Genomic DNA, 20581 nt, shown 5'->3' with positions numbered 1-20581 from the left:
ACCGTCGGAGCATGCTGAAGGTCGCCGGCGGCTCCCTTGCGGCTCTCGGCCTGACCGCGGCGGGCTGCGGATCCGGCTCGGGCTCCGGAGACGGCACCGTCACCATTCGGTACACGTGGTGGGGCTCCGACGACCGGGCCAAGCGGATCAACCAGTCGATCGCCCTCTTCGAGAAGAAGTTCCCGAAGATCAAGGTCAAGACCGACTTCCAGCCCTACGCCGACTTCTGGAAGAAGTTCAACACCCAGGCGTCGGGCGGCAACGCACCGGACGTCTTCCAGAACGCCATCGGCTTCCTGCGCAAGTACGACGCGAAGAACGTCCTCCTCGACCTGCGCGAGCAGGCCGAGGAGGGACACCTCCGCCTCGACGGCTTCCGGGCCGGCCTGGAGAAGTTCGGCGAGGTCGACGGCAAGCTGCTCGGCGTCCCCGTCGGCAGCAACTCGATGGCCCTCGTCGTCGACCGGACCGTCTTCACCAAGGCCGGCGTCACCCCGAAGCCGGGCTGGACCTGGGACGGGTACCACGCGGCCCTCGCCAGGATCCGGGAGACCCAGGGCCGGGCCGGCGACGCGGGCCCGTACGGGATCATGTACCTGTACGACCTCTACCTCCGCCAGCACGGCAAGGCCTTCTTCACCACCTCCGGACTCGGCTTCACCGAGGCGGACCTGACGGACTGGTGGACCAAGGCGTTCCAGCGGGTGAAGTCCGGTGTCTACGCCGACCCTAAGAAGACCATCCAGGCCAAGCCCAAGTCGGCGGTCACCGCCGAACTCGCCGGATCCGAGTTCACCTGGGACAACTTCGCCGTCCGCTACACCGCCGAGGGCAAGAGCCGGTACGGGCTCGCCCCCATCCCCACCACCGACGGCCGCAAGACCGGCCAGTACCTCGGCTCCCTCATGCTCAGCGCGTCCAAGCGCACCAAGCACCCCAAGGAGGCCGCCCAGTTCATCGACTTCATGGTCCACGACCCCGAGGTCGGGAAGATCATGGGCTACGACCGGGGCGTCCCGGCCACCGAGGCCCAGTACCGGGCGTACGTGCCGACCGACGAGGTCGGGAAGCAGATCGCCGCGTACGAGAAGCAGCTCGTCGAGTCCCGCGTCCTGGAGCCCATCACCCCGCACCCGGCCGGCGCCGATGTGTGCGAGGCCGCCTTCCTGCGGCTCTCCGAGGAGATGTCGCTGGGCGAACGGCCGGTCGCGGACGCGGTGAAGCAGTACTTCACCGAGGCGAAGACGGCGCTCTCCTCCTGATGGACGCCGCCGTGACCTCCGCACCGACTCCCGCACCGCACCCCGTACGGGACGCCCGCCCGGCCGGGGAGGCCGCCCCCGCGGGCTCCCCGGCCGGCGGCGGACGCCCGCCCCGGACGGCGGGCCGCCCCGCCCGCCCCCGCCGAGCCCGCCGCGAGAACCTCGCCGGCTACCTCTTCATGTCCCCGTGGATCGCGGGCTTCCTCCTGCTCACCGCAGGGCCCATGGTGGCCTCGCTCTACTTCGCCTTCACCGACTACAACCTCTTCGACGCCCCGCGGTGGATCGGCTTCGACAACTTCACCGAGATGTTCGGCGACCCCCGCTGGCGCACCTCCGTCGAGATCACCGGCTGGTACGTGGTGATCGGCACCCCGCTGAAACTGGCCGCCGCACTCGGCGTCGCCCTGCTGCTGAACCAGAGCCGGCGCGGACAGGCCTTCTACCGGGCCGCGTTCTACGCGCCCTCGCTCATCGGGGCCAGCGTCTCGATCGCCATCGTCTGGCGCGCGATCTTCTCCGACGGCGCCGCCGTCGACCGCACGCAGCAGCTCTTCGGCATGGCCGCCGGAGGCTGGATCGGCGACCCCGACCGCATCATCTACGCCCTCGTCGCGCTCACGGTCTGGCAGTTCGGCGCCCCGATGGTCATCTTCCTGGCCGGACTCAAGCAGGTGCCACGGGAGTTGTACGAGGCGGCCCAGGTCGACGGAGCGAGCCCGTGGCGGCGCTTCTGGCACATCACGCTGCCGATGATCTCCCCGGTCCTCTTCTTCAACGTGCTCCTGGAGACCATCCACTCCTTCCAGATCTTCGGTTCCGCCTACATCATCGGCAGCCAGGGCAACGCCTGCGGGCCGGCCGACGGCACGCTCGTCTACACCTGCTACCTCTACATCCAGGGCTTCGAGAACAGCCGGATGGGTCTCGCCTCGGCGATGGCCTGGATGCTGCTGCTCGCCGTCGGCCTGGTCACGGCGGTGCTGTTCTGGTCCCAGCGGCGCTGGGTGCACTACGAGGAGGGGGGCCGATGAGCCTCGCACGCACCGGCACCCGGACCGCGAGGCCGCGCACGGCGGGCTCGGTCGCCTGGCACCTCGGGGCGCTGGCCGTCCTCGCGGTGATCCTCTACCCCGTGGTCTGGGTCATCGGCGGCTCCTTCAAGCCGAACGACGAGATCGTCGGCAGCCTGACCCTCTTCCCCGCCGAGCCCATCACCGACAACTACCGGCGGCTCGCCGACGGCATCGCCGACATCCCCATCTCCACCTTCTTCGGCAACTCCCTCTTCCTGGCGGTCGGTTCGGTGGTGGGCGTGCTGATCTCCAGCTCGCTCTCCGCCTACGCCTTCGCCAAGATCGGCTTCGCCGGACGCGGAGTGCTCTTCACCCTGATGATCGGCACGCTGCTCCTGCCGTACCACGTCCTGCTCATCCCGCAGTACGTCCTCTTCCAGAAGCTCGAACTGATCAACACCTACACGCCGTTGCTCCTCGGCAAGTACCTGGCCACGGACGCCTTCTTCGTCTTCCTGATGCTCCAGTTCATGCGCGGGCTGCCGAAGGAGCTCGACGAGGCCGCCCGCCTCGACGGCTGCGGTCACCTGCGGACGTACTGGTCGATCGTGCTGCCGCTGTGCCGCCCCGCCCTCATCACCAGCGCGATCTTCACCTTCATCAACGCGTGGAACGACTTCATGGGTCCGCTGATCTACCTCAACGAACCCGAGAAGTACACGGTCTCGCTCGGCCTGAAGATGTTCGTCGACCAGGACGGCGTCGCCAACTACGGCGGAATGATCGCGATGTCGCTCGTGGCGCTGCTCCCCGTGGTCGCCTTCTTCCTCGCCTTCCAGCGGTACCTCATCGACGGCATGGCCACCTCGGGCCTCAAGGGCTGAGGGGGTGGCCGGCGAGATGAGAACACGCACCCGGGCCCGTTTCCTGGCCCGCTTCGGGGTCTTCGCGGAGTGCCTCCTCGTGGGGGTGTGGATCGCCGTCGCCGGGCTCCCGCTCGTCACCCTGCCGGCGGCGCTCGCGGCGGGCGCGGCCCACCTGCGGCGCTGGACGGACGACGAGGAGGCCGGCCTGCGGTTCTTCGCCGCCGATCTGCGTGCCGCCGTCCGCCGGGGCTGGCTCGTGGGGCTCGCCGTCTGGGCGACCCTCGCCCTGCTGTGGGCCGACCTCGCCGTCGTACGGGCGGGGCTGCTGCCCGGCGCCCGGTTCGTCGGCGCGGTCGGGGTCCTGGTGGCCCTCGGGCTCGCCGTCACCCTGCTGCGGGCCTGCGCGGCCTGGCGCCCGGGCGCCCGCTGGCGGGAGCTTCTCGCCCCGGCGGGCCGCCGGACCCTGCGGGACCCGGCAGGATCCCTGCTCGTCGTCTGCGGTTTCGCCGTGATCGCGGCCTCCGCCTGGTTCTCGGCCCCGCTCGCGATCCCCGCGCTCGGCATCGTGGTCGCCGCGGCGCTGGCGGTCGAGCGCCGGGCCACGGCCCCGGCGACCGCGTAGCCACCGGGGGCGTACCCCGCCCTCTTCCCCCGCCCTCTTCCCCCCTGCCTCTGCCTCCTCTTCCTCCGCTGTCCCCGCACTCCGCCGCGACAGCGCTCTCCGCCATGCGCACGAAGGGATTCCGATGTCCGCGATACCTCGCCGCTCCCTCCTCAAGGCCGCCGCCGTCGCCGGAGCCGCCGCACAGTTCAGCTGGGTCCTCGGCCGCGGGGACGCCCAGGCCGTCGCACCCGCCGAGACCCCGGCGGCCGACCGGCCCTCCGCCGTCACCTGGCTGGAGCCCGGCGGGCTCGGGGCCGCCGCCGGATCCACCTTCGGCGCCGCCTGGCCCCAGGGCGTCCACCCCGCCGACCAGGCCTTCGCCCTCACCACCGCCGACGGCGCGCACGTGCCCGTACAGACCTGGACCACCGCCCGCTGGCCCGACGGCTCCCTCAAGTGGACCGCGCACGCCGTCGGACCCGAAGCCGCCGGGGCCGAGCGCTTCACCCTCGCCCCCGGAACCCCCGCCACCGCCGCCAGTACCGTCTCCGTCACCGAGACCGGCCGCCGGATCACCGTCGACACCGGCACCGTCCGCGCCGTGATCGCGAAGGACGGCGGGAAGCTCGTCGAATCCGTCACCCGCGACGGAGTGAAGGTCGCCACCGACGGCCGGCTCGTCCTGCTCCGGCAGAGCGACCTCGACGACGGCGACCACGGCAACGCCAAGTGGGAGCGGTTCGACGGCGAGATCTCCGCCGCCACCGTCGAACAGCGCGGCCCCGTCCGCGCCGTGGTCCGCATCGACGGCAAGCACCGCAAGGGAAGCCGCAGTTGGCTGCCGTTCTCCGTGCGCCTCTACTTCTACGCGGGCTCCGAGTCCTTCCGCATGGTCCACACCATCACCTACGACGGCGACCAGAACAAGGACTTCATCCGCGGCCTCGGCGTCCGCTTCACCGTCCCGATGCGCGACGCCGCCTACGACCGGCACGTCCGGATCGCCGGCGAGGGCGCCGGCTTCCTCACCGAGGCCGTCCAGGGCATCACCGGCCTGCGCCGCGACCCCGGCGCCGCCGTCCGCACGGCCCAGGTCAAGGGCGAGAAGCTGCCCGACCCCGCCACCTGGGACCAGCGCGTCACCACCCGCCTGCAGTACGTCCCGACCTGGGGCGACTACACCCTCTCCCAGCTCTCTGCCGACGGCTTCGCCCTCCGCAAGCGCACCAAGCCCGGCCACGGCTGGATCCCGGCCGGCGGCGGCCGCCGCGCGAACGGCTTCGGCTACGTCGGCGGCGTCAGCGGCGGACTCTCCTTCGGGCTACGGGACTTCTGGCAGAAGCACCCCGCCCAGCTCGACGTCCGGAACGCCGCCGGCGACGAGGCCGAGGTCACCCTCTGGCTCTGGTCGCCCGAGGCACAGCCCATGGACCTGCGCTTCTACCACGACGGCATGGGCCAGGACACCTTCCCCGAGCAGCTCGAAGGCCTCAACATCACCTACGAGGACCACGAACCCGGCTTCGGCACCCCCTACGGCATCGCCCGCACCAGCGAGCTGATGTTCTGGGCCAACGCCGCCACCCCGGCCGCCGACACCCTCGTCGCCCAGGCCGCCGTCGTCCGCACCCCGCCACAGCTCGCCGTCGGCCCCGAAGACCTCGTCCGCGCCCGGGTGTTCGGCGGACTCTTCTCGCCCGTCGACCGCTCCACCCCCGCCAAGGCGAAGATCGAGGACCACCTCGACTACCTCTTCACCTACTACAAGGACCAGGCGGAGCAGCGCCGTTGGTACGGCTTCTGGGACTACGGCGACATCATGCACACCTACGACGAGGACCGTCACCAGTGGCGGTACGACATCGGCGGCTACGCCTGGGACAACTCCGAGCTCTCGCCCGACCTGTGGCTCTGGTACGCCTACCTGCGCTCCGGCCGCGCCGACGTCTTCCGCTTCGCCGAGGCCATGACCCGCCACACCGGCGAGGTCGACGTCTACCACCTCGGAAAGTGGGCCGGCCTCGGCACCCGCCACGGCGTCCAGCACTTCGCCGACAGCGCGAAGCAGCAGCGGATCTCCACCGCCGTGTACCGGCGTCCCTACTACTTCCTCACCGCCGACGAACGCGTCGGCGACCTCATGCACGACCTCGTCGACTCCGACGAGACCTTCCTCGTCCTCGACCCCATCCGCAAGATCCGCACCGAGCCCTACACCCCCGACCGCCACGCCCTCTCCATCGGCTTCGGCACCGACTGGAGCGGCCTCGCCGCCGCCTGGCTCACCGAGTGGGAGCGCGGCGGCCCCAAGGCCGCCAAGGCCGAGGCCCGGCTGCGCTCCACCATGGAGACCATCGCGGCCCAGCCGAACGGCTTCGTCCAGGGCACCGGCCTCTACGACCTCGACACCGGCCGTTTCGCCGTCGCGGCCGAACCCGTCGTCGGCGTCTCCCACCTCTCCGCCATGTTCGGCCTGGTCGAGATGTGCGCCGAGCTCATCGACCTCGTCGACATGCCGCAGTTCAAGGCGGCCTGGCTCGACTACTGCCGCTACTTCAACGCCTCCAAGACGGAACAGGCCGCCCGCTACGGCAAGAACTTCGGCACCCTCCTCCTCTTCCAGGGCCACTCGCGCCAGGACGCCTACGCGGCCGCCCAGTTGAACGACACCGCGCTCGCCCAGCGCGCCTGGGCCAGGTTCGACAAGAGCGACGGCTACACGGCGGCCATGGTCTGGGACAAGACGCCCGTCCAGGGCGCCGCCGCCCTCGAACCCGGCTACGAGCACCTGTGGATCAGCACCAACACCACCGCCCTGTACGGACTGGCCGCCATCCAGAACCTCGCCCTGGTCGGCGACCACCTCCCCGAGTGAGAACCGAGAGGAACAGGACCATGCGCAGGACCGCACTCCTCGCCGCCGCCGCGACCCTCCTCGGGTCGCTCGCCGCGGCCCCCGCCGCCCACGCCGACGGACCGTACGGCCAGGGCCTCGACCACTGCTCCGCCACCGCCGGCGGCGGGCTCGCCTGCCACTTCGACGTCGCCCCCGGCACGTACGACGTCACCGTCACCCTCGGCGGTGACGAGGCCGGGTCCACCGCCGTCATAGGCGAGACCAGGCGGGCGCTGCTCGCCGAGACCGCCACCGGGGCCGGACAGCGCGTCCGGCGCTCGTTCACCGTGGACGTACGCGACCCGGAGGGCGAACCCACCGGGCCCGCCGGCAGCCCCGGCCTCGACCTGGTCCTCGGCGGGGCGGCCCCGCGCGTCACCGCGCTCCGGGTCACCCCCGCCCCCGCCGCCCGGCGCCTCTTCCTCGTGGGCGACTCCACCGTCTGCGACCAGCCGGGAGACCCGTACACCGGCTGGGGGCAGCGGCTTCCCGTCCACCTCGCGCGCGGGATCGCGGTCGCCAACCACGCCGACTCCGGCGAGAGCACCGTCACCTTCCTGGCGAACCCGGCGCTCTTCGACGCGGTCGAGGCGGCGATCCGCCCCGGCGATCCCGTCCTGGTCCAGCTGGCCCACAACGACAAGCAGACGGACGCGGCCACCTACCGCGCCAACCTGGCGAGCCTGGTCGAGCGCGTACGGGCCCGGGGCGGCGAACCCGTCCTGGTCACCCCGATCGTGCGCCGCTGGTTCAACGCCGACGGCACCCTGGACAACGGCACGGCCCTGCTCGTCAACGGCCTCGGCGTGGACCACCCGGCGGAGATCCGCGCCCTCGCGGTCACCCTCGGGACCCCGCTGATCGACCTCACCGCCCTCACCAAGGCGCGGGTCGAACAGCTGGGGCCCGAGGCCTCCAAGGCGCTCTACCTGACCACCGAGAAGCGGGACAACACCCACACCTCGGTCCGCGGGGCCACGGAGTACGCGGCCCTCGTCGCCCAGGAGCTGCGGGCCCGGGACATCGTCCCGGACCGGCTGCTCCGCTGAGCGAGGCCATGCGAGGCCATGCGAGGCCGGGCGAGGCCGGGCGAGGCCGGGCGAGGCCATGCGAGGCCACATGACGTCGCCTGGCGTCAGCTGACGTCAGGCGACGTCCACCGGGGTGAAGGTGAGGGCGAACGCGGCCGGGGCCGCGTCCAGCCGGTACGCGGGCAGCACACCCGGTCCGCAGGACTGGGAGCCGATGCCGTGCTGGGCGTGGTCCAGGTGCAGCCAGAGCGTGTCCCCCGGCACCAGATCGGTGCGGTGGGCGGCGGCGTCCAGCTGCTCGGTGGTCCACGGGCGGGCCGTGAACGAGAACGCCGGGTCGCCCTCCACCCGTACACCCGGTCCGTCCCCGGCGGAGTCCGTCAGGACCAGCCACCGGGTGTCGATCCGGGCCCCGTTCTCCTGCGGTCGCAGGTACGGGGTCCGGAGCGCGTCCACCGCGGCCTCCCAGCGGCCGAGCCGCGCGGCGGCCCGGGTGTCGGGGTACGCCTCGCCGGGACCGGCGCCGTACCAGGCGGCCCGGTCCAGGGCGGTCGGCAGGCCGAGCCGGACCCCGAGCCGGGGCAGCGGCACCCGCCACTCGCCCTCGGGTTCGACCTCGACGCCGAGTCGCAGCGCGGTGCCGTCCGAGGTCCACCGGTACGTGGCGCGCAGACCGAGGTCCCGGGCGGCGGGCGCCACCCGGGTCCGTACGGTCAAGGAGTCCTCGGTCAGGGCGATGTCGTCGAGGCGGTGGCGCATCCGGTGCAGGCCCAGCTCGCGCCAGAGCGGCCCGTGGCGTTCGTCGGGCTGCCAGGGCGCGCCCTCGTCGTTGTCCGTCGGCGCCCGCCAGACGTCGAGGCGCGGACCGGTGACGGGGAGGGCGCCGATGGCGAGCGGTGCGCCGGTGCGGGAGTCGAAGACCCCGGGGCCGAGGGCGATCCGGTCGGCCGTGCGGACGGGCCGCGCGCCGGTCGCCTTCCGGGGCGCGGGCGCCGGCGCGGAGACCGGGATCTGTCCCCAGGCGATCTCGTGCCCGGCGGGCGCCCAGGCCGTGTCGTCCGCGATCAACGCCCGTACCGTCCACAGGGTTTCGGCCCCCGCCGGATGCGCGGGCGGTGCGGGCAGGGCCACCCGTGCGCTCGCTCCGGCGGCGAGCGGCGGCACGTCGAGCGGACCGGTGGCGAGGGTCTCGCCGTCGGCCAGGAAGGACCAGGTGAAGACGAGATGCGCGAGATCGACGACATCGTGGCCGTTGCCCACCAGGACCGCGCCCGGACCGCCGGGCGCGATCCGGACCGGCTCGATCACCTTCTTGTACTCCAGGAGCCCCGGCGACGGCGTCCGGTCCGGGAAGAGCAGCCCGTCGCAGACGAAGTTGCCGTCGTGCACCTCCTCCCCGAAGTCGCCGCCGTAGCCGTGGCCGTACACCGGGTGGACGAGGCCGTGGTCGATCCACTCCCAGACGAAGCCGCCCTGGCAGCGCTCGTACGTCTCGAAGAGCCGCTGGTACTCGGAGAGGCCGCCCGGCCCGTTGCCCATGGCGTGCCCGTACTCGCAGAGGACGAAGGGGAGCCGGCTCCTCTCCTCGGGTCCGCCGTCGGCCCTGCGGCCGATCGCGTCGACCTCCGCGTGCGGCGGGTACATCCGCGAGTAGACGTCGGTGTCCGCGCAGGACCGGTCGCCCTCGTAGTGGACGAGCCGGGACGGGTCGCGGTCGCGGATCCACCGCGCCATCGCGGTCAGACCGGAGCCGGTGCCGCATTCGTTGCCCAGCGACCAGACGACCACCGAGGGGTGGTTCTTGTCCCGCTCGACGAGCCGGGCCGCCCGGTCGAGCAGGGCCGGGGTCCAGCGCTCGTCGTCGACCGGGTTGCCCCGCCAGTGCAGGTCCTCGAAGCCGTGGGTCTCCAGGTCGCCCTCGTCGACGACCCACAGGCCGTACGTGTCGCACAGGTCGAGGAAGGCGGGGTGCGGCGGGTAGTGGGAGGTGCGGACGGCGTTGATGTTGTGCCGTTTCATCAGCTCCACGTCCTCGCGCATGGTCGCGAGGTCCAGGCTGCGGCCGTGCTCCGGGTGGAACTCGTGGCGGTTCACGCCGCGGAAGAGGATCCGGCGGCCGTTCACCGTCATGACGCCGTTCTCCACGGCGACGGTGCGGAAGCCGATCCGCAGCGGGATCCGCTCGCCGCCGGCCGTGAGCTCGCCCTCGTACAGCCGGGGCGTCTCGGCGCTCCACGGCTCGACCGGCAGCGTCGCCGACGCGCCGGTGGCGAGGTCGAGGCCGAGCTCGGGCACGGTGACCCGGCCGGGCACGTCGCAGTCGACGCGCAGGGTGCCGGTGGCGGTGGTGTGGTCGTACGAGGCGTGCGTGAAGAAGTCGCCGGGGGAGCCCTCCGGCCGGTGCAGCAGGGTCACGTCACGGAAGACGCCCGGCAGCCACCACTGGTCCTGGTCTTCCAGGTAGGAGCCGGAGGACCACTGGTGGACGCGGAGCGCGAGGACGTTGTCCCGTGCCTTCAGGAGGTGCCCGACGGCGAACTCGTGGGCCAGCCGCGAACCCTTGAAGTCGCCGAGCTCCGTGCCGTTGAGCCAGACCCGGGCGCAGGACTCGACCCCGTCGAGGCGGAGGACGGCCCCGCCGTCCGCCGGCCAGTCGGCGGGCAGGTCGAAGCGGCGCAGATGGTCGCCGGTCGGGTTCTCGGTGGGGACGCGGGGCGGGTCGACGGGGAAGGGGTACTGGACGTTGGTGTAGGCGGGACCGCCGTACTCCCGCTCCTTGCCCTGGAGCACCCAGTGGCCCGGGACCGTGAGCGCGCCCCAGGCGCTCGCGTCGAAGTCCGGGGCGGCGAAGGAGTCGCCCTCGGCGTCGGCGGTGGGGGAGAGGCGGAAGCCCCAGGAACCGTTCAGGGAGAGGGCGGCGGCGTCGGAGCCGGCGTACCAGGCGCGGGGCGGCAGCGTGCCGCGGCCGGGGGAGAGGTCTTCGTACCAGGGCAGGGCGGACATGGTCCTCCTGACGGAGTGAGGGAGAGGAAGGGGAGATCCGTGATGCGGAAAGCGCTCTCTGTCCGGAGTTCATCCCATCGCGCGGGAGGTCCGCGCACAACCCCGGGCGGCCATCCGACCCTTGGACTCTTCGAGACGCGTCTGGACAGCCCGTCGAGCGGCCGCTTAGGGTCGGGGTACCTGTCGAGATTGCCGAGGAGCGCGCACGTGGTCACCCTCGCCGACGTCGCCCGCCACGCCGGGGTGTCGGCCAGCACCGTCAGCTACGTGCTCAGCGGCAAGCGCTCCATATCCGCCCCCACGCGCGAGCGGATCCAGCACAGCATCGACGCCCTCGGCTACCGCCCGCACGCCGGCGCCCGCGCGCTCGCCAGCAGCCGGACCGACATCCTCGCCCTGATGATGCCGCTCCGCACCGGGCTCTACATGCCGGTGATGATGGAGATCGCGATGGCCGTCACCACCACCGCCCGCGCCCACGGCTACGACGTGCTGCTGCTCACCGGCGAGGAGGGCCCCGAGGCCGTCCGCCGCGTCGAGGGCAGCGCCATCGCCGACGGCATGATCGTCATGGACGTCGAACTCGACGACCCGCGGCTGCCCTGCCTCCGGGAGGCCGAACGGCCCGCCGTCCTCATCGGACTGCCGACCGAGACGGCCGGGACCACCGGGACCGTCGAGACGGCCGGGATGGCCGGGACGGCCGCGTCTGTCGATACCGCTGCCCCCACCGACATCGCCGCCGACCCGGCCGGGCTCGCAGTCGACCTCGACTGCGTCGATCTCGACTTCGAGGCTGCCGGAGCGCGCTGCGTCGACCACCTCGCGGGCCTCGGCCACACCGGGATCGCCGTCCTCGGCGAGCCGCCCGCCGTCTACGCGCGGGGCACCGGCTTCGCCGCCCGCACGCTCACCGGCCTCCGCGCCGCCGCCGACGCGCACGGCGTCGGCCTGCTCCACCGGCCGGTCGACGGCACCTACGCGGCCGTCGCCGCCGCCGTCACCCGCGTCTTCGAGGAGCGCCCCGGCACCACGGCCCTCGTCGTCCAGAACGAGGCCGCCGTCGAACCGCTGCTCGCGCTCCTGCGCCACCAGGGCCGCGCGGTCCCCGAGGACGTCTCCGTCGTCGCCATCTGCCCCGACCAGGTCGCGGTCCACGCCTCCGTACCGCTCACGGCCGTCTCCGTACCCGCCCAGGACATGGGGCGGCGCGCCGTGGAGCGGCTCGTCGCCCGCCTCGCGGGAGAGGCCGCGCGCGGTACGGAACTCATCGCGCCCCGGCTGACCGAGCGCGCGAGCACGGGACGGGCGGCGGGCGCCGCGGCCCCGGCCCCCTCGCCGATCCCGGCCACCGAGGGCCGCCGTGGTCACGGTGGACGCTGACCCCGACGACAGCGCGACGGAGTTCCGGGCCTTCTTCGCGCGCCACTACGCCGAACTCGCCCGCCTCGCGCACCTGCTGACCGGCGAGACCGACGCCGCCGACGACCTCGCGGCCGATGCCATGCTCGCCCTGTGGCACCGCTGGGACCGGGTCCGCGCCGCCGACCACCCCGCCGCCTACGCCCGGGGCGTCGTCGCCAACCTCGTCCGCACCCGGATCCGGGGCACCGTGCGCGAGCGGCGCCGCATCGCCGCGTTCTGGGACCGGCGCCCGGACCACGTCGAGGACCCCGACGTGCCGGCCGTCCTCGACGTACGGACGGCGCTGCGCGCCCTCCCCTTCCGCAAGCGCGCCTGTGTCGTGCTGCGGCACGCCTTCGACCTCTCCGAACGCGACACCGCGCTCGCCCTGGGGATCTCGGTCGGTACGGTCAAGAGCCAGACCGCCAAGGGGATGGCGGAGCTCCAGCGCCTCCTGGGCGAGCGGGCCGTCACCGAACTCGTCGCGGGGAGGCACTGATGGACGAGGCACAGCTGCGCCGCGAGCTGCGGGAGGCCGGGCTGGCCCACCGGCCCGACCGCGCCCGCATGCTCGCCCGGGTGGAACGCGGCCTCGCCGCCCCGCCGCAGCAGGCGTCCCTGCGCGCCCGCGCGACCGCCCCGTGGACCGGCAGGCGGTGGACTGTGGCCGCGGCCGTGGCGGTGGCCGTCGCCGGGGTGGTCGGCGTCGGCGGGCTCGCCGTGACCACGCTGGACCGGGGGCCGGCCGCGCCCGCGTCGCAGCCGCCCGCGCCGGGGCCGGTCGCCGAGGCGACGGGCACCCTCGATCCCGGCAGCAACCGCTGGTGGGCGCAGGGCGATCTCACGGTCACGACGCGGACGCCGGTGGCGGGCCTGGTCGTCGACGTGCGGGTCGCCCGCACGGCCGGCGTCGTGAGCACGGGCCACTGGCGCACGCGCCCCGCCGAGGACTTCACCGTCACGGTCACCGAGGAACCGGGGGCCCTGCTCTACCGGTGGACCCTCAAGCCGGGCCGTACGGTCCCGCCGGGCCGCCATGTCTTCGCGGTCCAGTACAACCACGCCGAGGGGGTACGGGACGCCTCGGCCGACACGTACACCGTCGTCCTCACGGGCGGCGACGGCGGCCGCTCCACCCTGCGGGGCGGCTTCGGAGCGACGGCCCCCGCGAGGTAGCGGCGACCCCGCGAGGTAGCTGCGACCCTCGCGACGTGACGGCGACCCCCGCGACGTGACGGGCCGGGTGACCGGGGCCGCCGTTGCTGCGCCTCGCGTCGTAGCGCCGTCTCGGCCGTGCGGGGGAGCGGGCTCGGTCCGGAGCGTGATTCCCCGGCCCTCGCCGTCCGCGATCGTCGAGAGCGAGCGGGCCGCACGGCGGCCCACCGGAACCGAGGACCGCGCATGCAGCAGCGCATCCAGCACACCGAAGCCACGCTCGCCGAGGCAACGCCCGCCGACCTCCACGCCCCGCCTCGCCCCGGCCGGGTCCGCGCCGCCTGGCGGGCCGCCCACGTGCCCGTGCCCGGGGTGTCCCGGCGGACCCGACTCCTCGCCTACGCCGTGCCGTTCACCGTCCTGCCCTCCAGCATCTGGCGGCTCCCCGCGGCCTTCGACGCCGGGATCGGGATCGGCGAGAGGCTGTACGTCGTCCTCCTCTCCGTCCTCTCCGAGGCGGTCGCGTTCACCGCGATCGGGCTGATCGCCCGCTGGGGCGAGGTGGTCCCGGGCTGGATCCCGCTCCTGCGGGGCCGCCGCATCCCTCCGGCGGCGGTGCTCGTCCCGGCCGCCCTCGGCGCCACGGCCCTCACGCTCCTGTGGACCGTTCTCAGCTTCGTCACCGAGGTCATGGGCACCACGATCCGCGGCGACGCCCTGTCCGCCGACTTCCCGGGCCAGGCCGGCGGCTGGGAGTCCGCCTTCTACTACGTCTGCTACGCCCCGCTCGTCCTGTGGGGGCCGCTGCTCGCCGTGGTCACCGTCGCGTACGGGAAGCGGCGGCTGCGGGCTCGCGGGTGACGCCCCGGTCCGGGAGCCTGCGCCCTGTCAGGGAGTCACGCGCCCGTCGTGGAACCGGGGCGGACGATCATCAGGACGACGACGACCGCCCAGACGAGGTTGAAGATCCCGGTGAGCATGGCCAGTCGGGTCGCGACGGGGCGCGCCTCCTCCTCCGTGGACGCGCCCTCGGTCAGGGCGAGCAGGCGCCGCTGGCCGGGCAGGACGACGAGCCCGAGGAGGGCCGCGGCGATCACGGTCAGGACGATCGACACGATCAGCCAGGCATCGGTCAGGACGCCGAGCTGGGCGCCGGTCGCCACCCCGAAGACCGGGACGACGACACCGGCGACGGCGTACCCGGTGCAGACGCGGTGGAGGAAGACGGCCGTCCCGGTCCCCTCGGAACTCCCCGCGGACCCCCCTTCCCGTTCCTCGCCGCCGCCGAGGGCCTTCAGCGCGTAGCGCGGGAACGCCGAGGCGGCCACGGTGATCGACCCGACCGTGACGATCGCCACCAGGACGTGGACGGACAACAGGAATTCGGTCACAGCGCATGCCTCCGCACGGGAGCTCGGGAGCTCGACGAACTGGCCGCCGATAGGTTGGCTGCCAATATGTTGGTCACCCATACATACACTGCCTACCGATCCTTTGGGTAGGCTGCCTACCTATGAAGGCGGATGCGGTACGAGGGCACCTGGACGGACTGCTGCTCGCGGTGCTCGAACAGGGCCCGCTGCACGGGTACGCGATCATCGCCGCGGTCCAGCAGCGCAGCGGGGGCGTGCTCGAACTGCGGACGGGCACGATCTATCCGGCGCTCCAGCGCCTGGAGCGGCTCGGCCTCCTGAGCAGCAGCTGGCAGTCCTCCGGCGAACGGCGCCGGCGCTGCTACGAGCTCACCGACGCGGGCCGGCAGACCCTGGCGGGCGAGCGGACGGCGTGGAGCGAGTTCACCGCCGCGATCGGCTCGGTCCTCAACCCGACCACGCCGCCGCCCGGGCTCGCCACGTGACCGCCCCCGACACCGAGCCCGGCACCGCCCCCGGCACCGACCCCCTTGAGGCGTACGCCGCCGAACTGTCCGCCGCTCTGCACGGACCGGCCCGCGCCAAGGCCCGGCTGGTCGAGGAGATCAGCGGCGGGCTCGCCGACACGGCGGACGCCCGGGCCGAGCCGGGCGGCTCGTATCCGGACGCGATCCGCGCGGCGGTGCGGGAGTTCGGGACCGTCGAGGAGCTCGTGCCGAGCTGCCAGCGGGAGCTGACCCTCGCCCAGGCCCGGCACACCGCCCGGGCCGTCGCGCTCACCGCCCCCTTCCTCATCGCCTGCTGGTACCTGGCCGGGACTCCCGACCACGACGAGGCCGCGCTGATCCCCCGTACCGCACAGCTCCTCGCCACCCACCTGGCCGGAGTGGCGATCGCGGCCGCGCTGCTCGCCGCCGCGACCCTCGCCGTCACCGGCACCCTCGCCCGCCGGCTGCCCACCCCGCCCCGGCTGCCGCTCGTCGTCGCCTGGACCGGGACCACCGCCGGCATCGCCCTGGCCGTCACGACCCTCGCGCTCGCCGTCGCCTCGGCCCTCGCCACGAACTGGCCGCTGCTCGCCTTCGCCGGAGCCCTCGCCGCCGCCTCGCACGCCGTCGTGGCCACCTCGGCCCGCGCCTGCCGCCGCTGCGCCCGCCTGCCGGTGTCCCGGACGCCACGGCTCGGCTGACGCTCCCCTCGCCGCCGACCCGGCGCTCGACCCGCTCCTCAGCCCCGCCACCGCGATCGACTGCCTCGACCTGCCGGTCCGACCGGCTCGGGGGTCCAGTCGCCCAGGTACGCCTCCGGCGTCGCGGACGCGGCCCCGGCCGCCGTCAGTTGGGGGCGGTTCTCCGGGACGGTGATCGTGGCGCCCGGACCGGTGTTGCGGTACTCCGCGAAGCGCTGGGCCTGCCACGGGTAGGCGTCGCGCATGTTCGCGTACGGGGCGACGGCGTCGATCCCGGGGCCGAGGACGCTCTCCCGGACCACGAGCGACGGGCGGGCGGTCGGGTCCGAGCTCGGGACCCAGGGCCTGGCCAGCTTGTAGAAGCCGTCGGGTGCCTCGCTGGTGATCCGGCAGCGGGAGGCCAGGAAGCCGTACGGGCCGGCGCCCGCCGTCGACGGGGCGAAGACGAAGCCGTACGGGGCGCCCGGCAGATCGGTGCGGGCCAGCGTGCGGAAGTGGCAGTGCGCGAAGACCGCCGTGGCCCGGCCGAAGACGAAGTCGACGTCACCCTCCACGTAACAGTGCGCGAAGTACTGCCGGGCGAAGGCCGACAGGGACATCGAGTCCGCGTACAGCGTGTCCTGGTGGCCGAGGAATCGGCAGTGGAAGAACGCCGAGCGGTCCCCCTGCACCTTGAGCGCCACGGCCTGCGTGCCGGGGTTCCCCGGGAGGTCGGTACGGAGGAAGTCATTGGCGAAGGTGACCCCCTGCGCGGTGAAGCCGTCCGCCTGCACGGTGGTCGTCGCCGAACCGCTCGTGCCGTAGGTGCCGCCCTCGGGGCGGGGCGTCCCGGCCGCGTTGGCGTACACCACGACGACGTCCCGGGCGTCCCCGCTCGCGCCGATCCACGTCATCTCGGTACGGGCGGAGCTCACCGTGACCGTCTCCCGGTACGTCCCGGCGGCGAGCACCAGCGTCCAGCCGGTGCCGTTCGCGGCGGTGACGGCGGCCTGGACCGTGGTGTGGTCGCCGAGCCCGCCGGGGTGCACGTACAGCGTCCGCTCGGTGAGCCGGGCGGCGGGCGAACCGAAGCGTCCGAAGGGACGGTTCGGCGACGACGCCTTCGCCGTTCCGGCCGGCAGGGCCAGGGCGAGGGCCGCGCCGGCACCGGCGGTGAGGAGGGTACGGCGGCCGATCGCATCGGCTCCGGGGTGGTGCGAGGGCATGCGGGTGCTCCTTCGCTGGTGGGTGGGTGGGAGGGAGGGAGGGAAAGGGGGGCCGGGGGGAGTGCCCCCCCGGCCCCCTGCCGAGAAGGCTCAGCGCAGGCGGCCGGCGCCCGCGTGGTGGTCGACCAGGGCCGGGACGGCCTTCGGGTGGTCGACGCGGGTGCGCAGCACCGGCGTCCAGCCCGCGTCCCCGCGCAGCGCTTCCGCGGGGTACTGCTCGTTGTGGACGGCGAGAAGGTCGACCGGGCGGCCGTTGACGTGGTTGCCCGAGGTCGTGACGGGCGCGTCCTTCCACTTCTTCAGGATCTGCCCGGCGGGGACGTCCGCGGCGAGCGTGAACGCGTTCTTCTCGGCGACGAGCTGGGACTCCTGACCGATGCCCAGGCTGTACACGTACGAAGGACCCGCCACCACGAAGTGGTTGTTGTACGCGTCGACCTGTCCGAAGCGCACCCGGGGCGCCCGCTCCACGACCTTGTCGAAGAGGTTGTGGTGGAGGGTGACGCGCAGCCTGCCCCGGTCGGTGGCGCCCGCGCTGTCGCTGTTGCCGATCATCAGGGTCTTGTCGTGGTCGGTGAAGACGTTCCAGGAGGCCGTGACGAGGTCGGCGCCGCGCACGACGTCCAGCTCGCCGTCGTGCTGCTGGTAGACCTCCCCGTAGTACGAGGGCAGCGAACTGTCCGGGTGGGCCCCGTCGGTGAAGGTGTTGTGGTCGATCCAGACGTGGGTGGAGCCGTACACGACGAGGCTGTCGTACTCGGAGTTCCACGCCCCGGTCGCGCCGTCCGTCGGGTCCCACTGGGGGAAGCAGTCGAGCGGGCTCTCCAGGGTGAGGTTCCGGACGATGACGTTGTCCACGCCCTGCACCTGGAGGCTGCCGCCGGTGATCCCCGCGTGCCGGCCGACGCCGATGATCGTGGTGTCGGCCGGCACCTTCACCTTGATCGCCTCGCCCTGCGCCCTGGCGGAGGCGGCCCGCAGCTCCTCCTGGGGGCCGCTGACCTCGTTCTCGTACCCCCAGACCGCCGGGTCGTAGTCGGCGAGGTAGCGGGCGAAGTCGTAGCCGGGGGCCTCGAAGGCGGCGCAGCCGTCGGCCGTCGCGTCGAGCGTCCCCACCACCTTGACGATGCGGGGCCCGGCGCCGGGCGCTTCGAGCGCGGCCCGGAACTCCGCCCAGGTGGTGACGGTGACGACCCGGGTGGCGTCGGCGGCGGACCCGCCGGTGGTGCCGGTGCCCTCGGCCGCCCAGCCGTCGCCGGCCGGCAGGGTCGCCCTGGCCGGGTCGGCGGCCGGGCGGTGGCCGGTGTGGGCACCGGCGGCGGGCGCGGTGACCGCCAGGGCGAGGGCGGTCGCGGCCACCACTCCCAGCTGCTTGCGTCGGTTCACGGTCAGCTCTCCTCGGAAACGGGCCAGGTGATCCGGTCGGTCGGGATCTCGTCGTCCAGGCGGCGCGTCTCGCGCGGCGCGAGGACGTGCGTGCGGAGCAGTTCGGCGGCGACGAGACGGGCCACCTCGATCGCGCCGGGCGGGTTGAAGTGGGTGTTGTCCTGCTCGGACGCGGTCCAGTTGAAGTACGTCTTCGTGGCCTCGGGGCCGAGCTTCTGCCACAGGGCCAGGGACAGCGCCTCGATGTCGAGGAGCGGGACGTCCGCCTCCAGGGCGGTCTCCCGCATCGCCGCCGGGTAGGCGCCGTGGGTGCGCAGGGCGGTGCCGTCGGCGGCGAACTTCCGCCGCTCGACGGAGGTGGCGAGCACCGGGAGGGCGCCCCGGGACCGCGCGCCCTCGACGAAGACCCGCAGGTTGTCCTGGTAGGTGGTCCACGGTTCGGTGTAGCGGGTGGGATCGGTGGTCTTCTCGTCGTTGTGGCCGAACTGGACGAGGAGCAGGTCGCCGGGGCGGATCGCCGCGAGGATCGCGTCGAGCCTGCCCTCGTCGAGGAAGCTCTTGGTGCTGCGTCCGTTGACCGCGTGGTTGGCGACGGTCAGGCCCTGGTGCAGGAAGAAGGGGAGCGCCATGCCCCAGCCGGTCTCGGGTGCGGCGTCGGCGTACTTCTGGGCGGCCGTGGAGTCGCCCGCGAGGAAGACGGTGCGCATACGGGGGTGTCCTTGGGGAGGGTGTCCTGGGGAAGGAAGTCCTTGGGAACGGGCGGAGGGCGCCCCTGCCAGGGCGGGCGTCCCGGCCAGGGCGAGCGCGAGGCCCGCCCCGGCCGTGACCACCGCGCGGCGGCCGACGCTCACTTGTTCTGCTGCTTCCACTCGGCCTGGGCCGCGTTCAGTTGCTCGGCGAGGGTGTCGAGGAACTCCTTGGCCGTGGCCTTGCCGAGGAGGACCTTCTGGAAGGCGGCCTCGTTGTCGGCCTTGGAGATCGTGTTCCAGTCGGGCAGGTAGTAGGGCAGCTGCACGATCGTGGCCTTGCCGCTGAAGAGGACGTCGGCGGCGAGCTTGGTCGGTTCGGCCTCCTGGATCCACGGGTCCTTCGCGGCCTCCGTGTTGGCGGGGATGGCGCCGGCCGACTTGTTCCACTTGCTGTTGGACGCGTGGGAGGCCGCGAACTCGATGAACTTCCAGGCGGCGGCCTTGTTCTTGCTTGAGGAGAACAGCCCGAGGCCGTCGACCGGGTTGGAGACCTGCACCCGGGTGCCGTCGTCAAGGGTGGGGTTCGGGATGCCCCGGAACTTCTCCGTGCCGAGCGCCTTCACGTGGTCCTGGTACGAGCCCAGGTTGTGGTTCAGCATGCCGATCTCGCCGCTGTCCCACTGGGCGACCATCTTGGTGAAGTCGTTGTTGACGTCGGCGGCCGGGGTGTTCTTCTTGAACAGGCCGGCGTACTTCTCCAGGGCCGCGACGTTCTTCGGGTCGTTGACGGTGGTCTTGTCGCCGTTCCAGAAGTCGGTGATGCCGCTCTGGCCGTACATCGCGTCCAGGGCCTGGGCGATGGAGCCCGCGCCGCCGCGGATCGTGTAGCCGAAACGGTTCTTGTCCTTCGCGGTGAGCTTCTCGGCCGCCGCGTAGAACGCCGACCAGGTGGCGGGCTCGGCGAGGCCGGCCGCCTTGAACAGGTCGGTGCGGTAGTAGAGGACGCCGTTGCTGGCGGAGGTCGGGACCGTGAACAGCTTGTCCTGGCCGCCGGCGGCCTTGACGCTGTCGACCATGCCCGTGTTCAGCTTGCCCTGGAGCGCGCTGTCCTCGACCCGGGCGTCCAGCGGCTCCAGGGCGTTCTGCGCGGCGATCCCGGCGAGCATGGCCGCGCCGACGCCGCCGACGTCCGGCAGGCCGCCGCCCTGGATGGCGGTGTCGTACTTGGACTGCACCTCCTTGGAGGCCACCCCGACGTACTCGACGTCGATGTCCGGGTTCGCCTTCTCGAAGTCCGCGATGATCTCCTTCCAGACATCGGTGCGGACGCCGCCGTTGTTGTCCCAGAAGGTGATCTTGCCCTTGCCCGATCCCTCCGTACCCTTGTCGCCGCCCGCGCCGCTGCCGTCGTCACCGCAGGCGGTGGCGGTCAGGGCGAGGACTCCGGTCAGGGCGAGGGCGAGGGCGGCTCTGCGCCGTCCGCCGGGGAAGATGGTCATCGT

The 20581-nt window shown here is 73.1% G+C and carries 18 protein-coding genes; 12 read left to right on the top strand and 6 right to left on the bottom strand.

Annotated features, from left to right (window positions below; all coding sequences use genetic code 11):
- Positions 1 to 11 precede the first annotated feature (11 nt).
- From ACFC0G_RS32330 to ACFC0G_RS32305, 6 genes are all read left to right on the top strand, one after another.
- The gene (locus ACFC0G_RS32330) at positions 12 to 1262 is read left to right on the top strand and encodes an ABC transporter substrate-binding protein (protein WP_376410182.1); all 1251 of its coding nucleotides are present in this window, start codon (positions 12 to 14) and stop codon (positions 1260 to 1262) included.
- On the top strand, positions 1262 to 2296 hold the full coding sequence (locus tag ACFC0G_RS32325; protein WP_376410179.1) for a carbohydrate ABC transporter permease: 1035 nt from the start codon (positions 1262 to 1264) through the stop codon (positions 2294 to 2296). The genes ACFC0G_RS32330 and ACFC0G_RS32325 overlap by 1 nt, the downstream gene beginning before the upstream one ends.
- Positions 2293 to 3162 carry a carbohydrate ABC transporter permease gene (locus tag ACFC0G_RS32320; RefSeq protein WP_376410176.1) on the top strand — a complete coding sequence of 290 codons (870 nt, stop codon included), beginning with the start codon at positions 2293 to 2295 and terminating at the stop codon, positions 3160 to 3162. The genes ACFC0G_RS32325 and ACFC0G_RS32320 overlap by 4 nt, the downstream gene beginning before the upstream one ends.
- A gap of 16 nt (positions 3163 to 3178) precedes the next feature.
- Positions 3179 to 3766, top strand: coding sequence for a hypothetical protein (locus tag ACFC0G_RS32315; RefSeq protein ID WP_376410173.1), 588 nt, complete (start codon positions 3179 to 3181; stop codon positions 3764 to 3766).
- 124 nt (positions 3767 to 3890) lie between these two features.
- Positions 3891 to 6623 (top strand): Tat pathway signal sequence domain protein, encoded by a 2733-nt coding sequence (locus ACFC0G_RS32310; RefSeq protein ID WP_376410170.1) that lies wholly within the window; start codon positions 3891 to 3893, stop codon positions 6621 to 6623.
- Positions 6624 to 6643: 20 nt separating this feature from the next.
- Complete coding sequence (locus ACFC0G_RS32305) at positions 6644 to 7693, top strand: rhamnogalacturonan acetylesterase (RefSeq protein WP_376410167.1); 1050 nt, start codon at positions 6644 to 6646, stop codon at positions 7691 to 7693.
- 96 nt (positions 7694 to 7789) lie between these two features.
- Here the strand turns inward: ACFC0G_RS32305 and ACFC0G_RS32300 are convergent, their stop codons facing one another.
- Positions 7790 to 10678, bottom strand: a complete 2889-nt coding sequence (locus ACFC0G_RS32300; RefSeq protein ID WP_376410164.1) for a glycoside hydrolase family 2 TIM barrel-domain containing protein — start codon at positions 10676 to 10678, stop codon at positions 7790 to 7792.
- A gap of 207 nt (positions 10679 to 10885) precedes the next feature.
- Between ACFC0G_RS32300 and ACFC0G_RS32295 the strand changes: the two genes are divergently transcribed.
- The 4 genes from ACFC0G_RS32295 (at position 10886) to ACFC0G_RS32280 (ending at position 14098) form a co-directional block, all read left to right on the top strand.
- The gene (locus ACFC0G_RS32295; protein WP_376410161.1) at positions 10886 to 12061 is read left to right on the top strand and encodes a LacI family DNA-binding transcriptional regulator; all 1176 of its coding nucleotides are present in this window, start codon (positions 10886 to 10888) and stop codon (positions 12059 to 12061) included.
- Positions 12042 to 12581: a SigE family RNA polymerase sigma factor gene (locus ACFC0G_RS32290; protein WP_376410158.1), complete on the top strand. Its 540-nt coding sequence runs from the start codon at positions 12042 to 12044 to the stop codon at positions 12579 to 12581. Before ACFC0G_RS32295 ends, ACFC0G_RS32290 begins: the two co-directional genes overlap by 20 nt.
- Positions 12581 to 13258 (top strand): hypothetical protein, encoded by a 678-nt coding sequence (locus ACFC0G_RS32285; protein WP_376410155.1) that lies wholly within the window; start codon positions 12581 to 12583, stop codon positions 13256 to 13258. The genes ACFC0G_RS32290 and ACFC0G_RS32285 overlap by 1 nt, the downstream gene beginning before the upstream one ends.
- A 225-nt stretch (positions 13259 to 13483) precedes the next feature.
- A complete protein-coding gene (locus tag ACFC0G_RS32280; protein WP_376410152.1) occupies positions 13484 to 14098 on the top strand; it encodes a hypothetical protein in 615 nt (204 codons plus the stop codon).
- A gap of 35 nt (positions 14099 to 14133) precedes the next feature.
- On the opposite strand, the gene ACFC0G_RS32275 is transcribed toward ACFC0G_RS32280, so the two are convergent.
- Positions 14134 to 14628: a hypothetical protein gene (locus ACFC0G_RS32275; protein WP_376410149.1), complete on the bottom strand. Its 495-nt coding sequence runs from the start codon at positions 14626 to 14628 to the stop codon at positions 14134 to 14136.
- A gap of 122 nt (positions 14629 to 14750) precedes the next feature.
- On the opposite strand from ACFC0G_RS32275, the gene ACFC0G_RS32270 reads away from it, so the two are divergent.
- Positions 14751 to 15095, top strand: a complete 345-nt coding sequence (locus ACFC0G_RS32270) for a PadR family transcriptional regulator (RefSeq protein ID WP_376410146.1) — start codon at positions 14751 to 14753, stop codon at positions 15093 to 15095.
- A complete protein-coding gene (locus tag ACFC0G_RS32265; RefSeq protein WP_376410143.1) occupies positions 15092 to 15799 on the top strand; it encodes a permease prefix domain 1-containing protein in 708 nt (235 codons plus the stop codon). Before ACFC0G_RS32270 ends, ACFC0G_RS32265 begins: the two co-directional genes overlap by 4 nt.
- Before the next feature lie 38 nt (positions 15800 to 15837).
- On the opposite strand, the gene ACFC0G_RS32260 is transcribed toward ACFC0G_RS32265, so the two are convergent.
- The 4 genes from ACFC0G_RS32260 to ACFC0G_RS32245 all read right to left on the bottom strand — a co-directional run bounded on the left by ACFC0G_RS32260 (position 15838) and on the right by ACFC0G_RS32245 (position 20578).
- Positions 15838 to 17004, bottom strand: coding sequence for a pectinesterase family protein (locus tag ACFC0G_RS32260; protein WP_376410140.1), 1167 nt, complete (start codon positions 17002 to 17004; stop codon positions 15838 to 15840).
- A 90-nt stretch (positions 17005 to 17094) separates the two neighbouring features.
- On the bottom strand, positions 17095 to 18390 hold the full coding sequence (locus ACFC0G_RS32255) for a polysaccharide lyase family 1 protein (protein WP_376410137.1): 1296 nt from the start codon (positions 18388 to 18390) through the stop codon (positions 17095 to 17097).
- 2 nt (positions 18391 to 18392) lie between these two features.
- Positions 18393 to 19241 carry a rhamnogalacturonan acetylesterase gene (locus ACFC0G_RS32250; protein WP_376410134.1) on the bottom strand — a complete coding sequence of 283 codons (849 nt, stop codon included), beginning with the start codon at positions 19239 to 19241 and terminating at the stop codon, positions 18393 to 18395.
- Complete coding sequence (locus ACFC0G_RS32245; protein ID WP_376410131.1) at positions 19238 to 20578, bottom strand: ABC transporter substrate-binding protein; 1341 nt, start codon at positions 20576 to 20578, stop codon at positions 19238 to 19240. The genes ACFC0G_RS32250 and ACFC0G_RS32245 overlap by 4 nt, the downstream gene beginning before the upstream one ends.
- Between the last annotated feature and the right edge of the window lie 3 nt (positions 20579 to 20581).

The organism is Streptomyces sp. NPDC056169, from assembly GCF_042268445.1.
In the GTDB taxonomy this organism is placed as follows: Bacteria; Actinomycetota; Actinomycetes; order Streptomycetales; family Streptomycetaceae; genus Streptomyces.
This window is presented reverse-complemented; position numbering and strand designations above follow the sequence as displayed.

Bases quoted from the DNA above. Each gene is read 5' to 3' on its own strand.
- ACFC0G_RS32330 (WP_376410182.1), top strand. From the start codon at position 12: ATGCTGAAGGTCGCCGGCGGCTCCCTTGCGGCTCTCGGCCTGACCGCG.
- ACFC0G_RS32325 (WP_376410179.1), top strand. From the start codon at position 1,262: ATGGACGCCGCCGTGACCTCCGCACCGACTCCCGCACCGCACCCCGTA.
- ACFC0G_RS32320 (WP_376410176.1), top strand. From the start codon at position 2,293: ATGAGCCTCGCACGCACCGGCACCCGGACCGCGAGGCCGCGCACGGCG.
- ACFC0G_RS32315 (WP_376410173.1), top strand. From the start codon at position 3,179: ATGAGAACACGCACCCGGGCCCGTTTCCTGGCCCGCTTCGGGGTCTTC.
- ACFC0G_RS32310 (WP_376410170.1), top strand. From the start codon at position 3,891: ATGTCCGCGATACCTCGCCGCTCCCTCCTCAAGGCCGCCGCCGTCGCC.
- ACFC0G_RS32305 (WP_376410167.1), top strand. From the start codon at position 6,644: ATGCGCAGGACCGCACTCCTCGCCGCCGCCGCGACCCTCCTCGGGTCG.
- ACFC0G_RS32300 (WP_376410164.1), bottom strand. From the start codon at position 10,678: ATGTCCGCCCTGCCCTGGTACGAAGACCTCTCCCCCGGCCGCGGCACG.
- ACFC0G_RS32285 (WP_376410155.1), top strand. From the start codon at position 12,581: ATGGACGAGGCACAGCTGCGCCGCGAGCTGCGGGAGGCCGGGCTGGCC.
- ACFC0G_RS32280 (WP_376410152.1), top strand. From the start codon at position 13,484: ATGCAGCAGCGCATCCAGCACACCGAAGCCACGCTCGCCGAGGCAACG.
- ACFC0G_RS32270 (WP_376410146.1), top strand. From the start codon at position 14,751: ATGAAGGCGGATGCGGTACGAGGGCACCTGGACGGACTGCTGCTCGCG.
- ACFC0G_RS32260 (WP_376410140.1), bottom strand. From the start codon at position 17,004: ATGCCCTCGCACCACCCCGGAGCCGATGCGATCGGCCGCCGTACCCTC.
- ACFC0G_RS32245 (WP_376410131.1), bottom strand. From the start codon at position 20,578: ATGACCATCTTCCCCGGCGGACGGCGCAGAGCCGCCCTCGCCCTCGCC.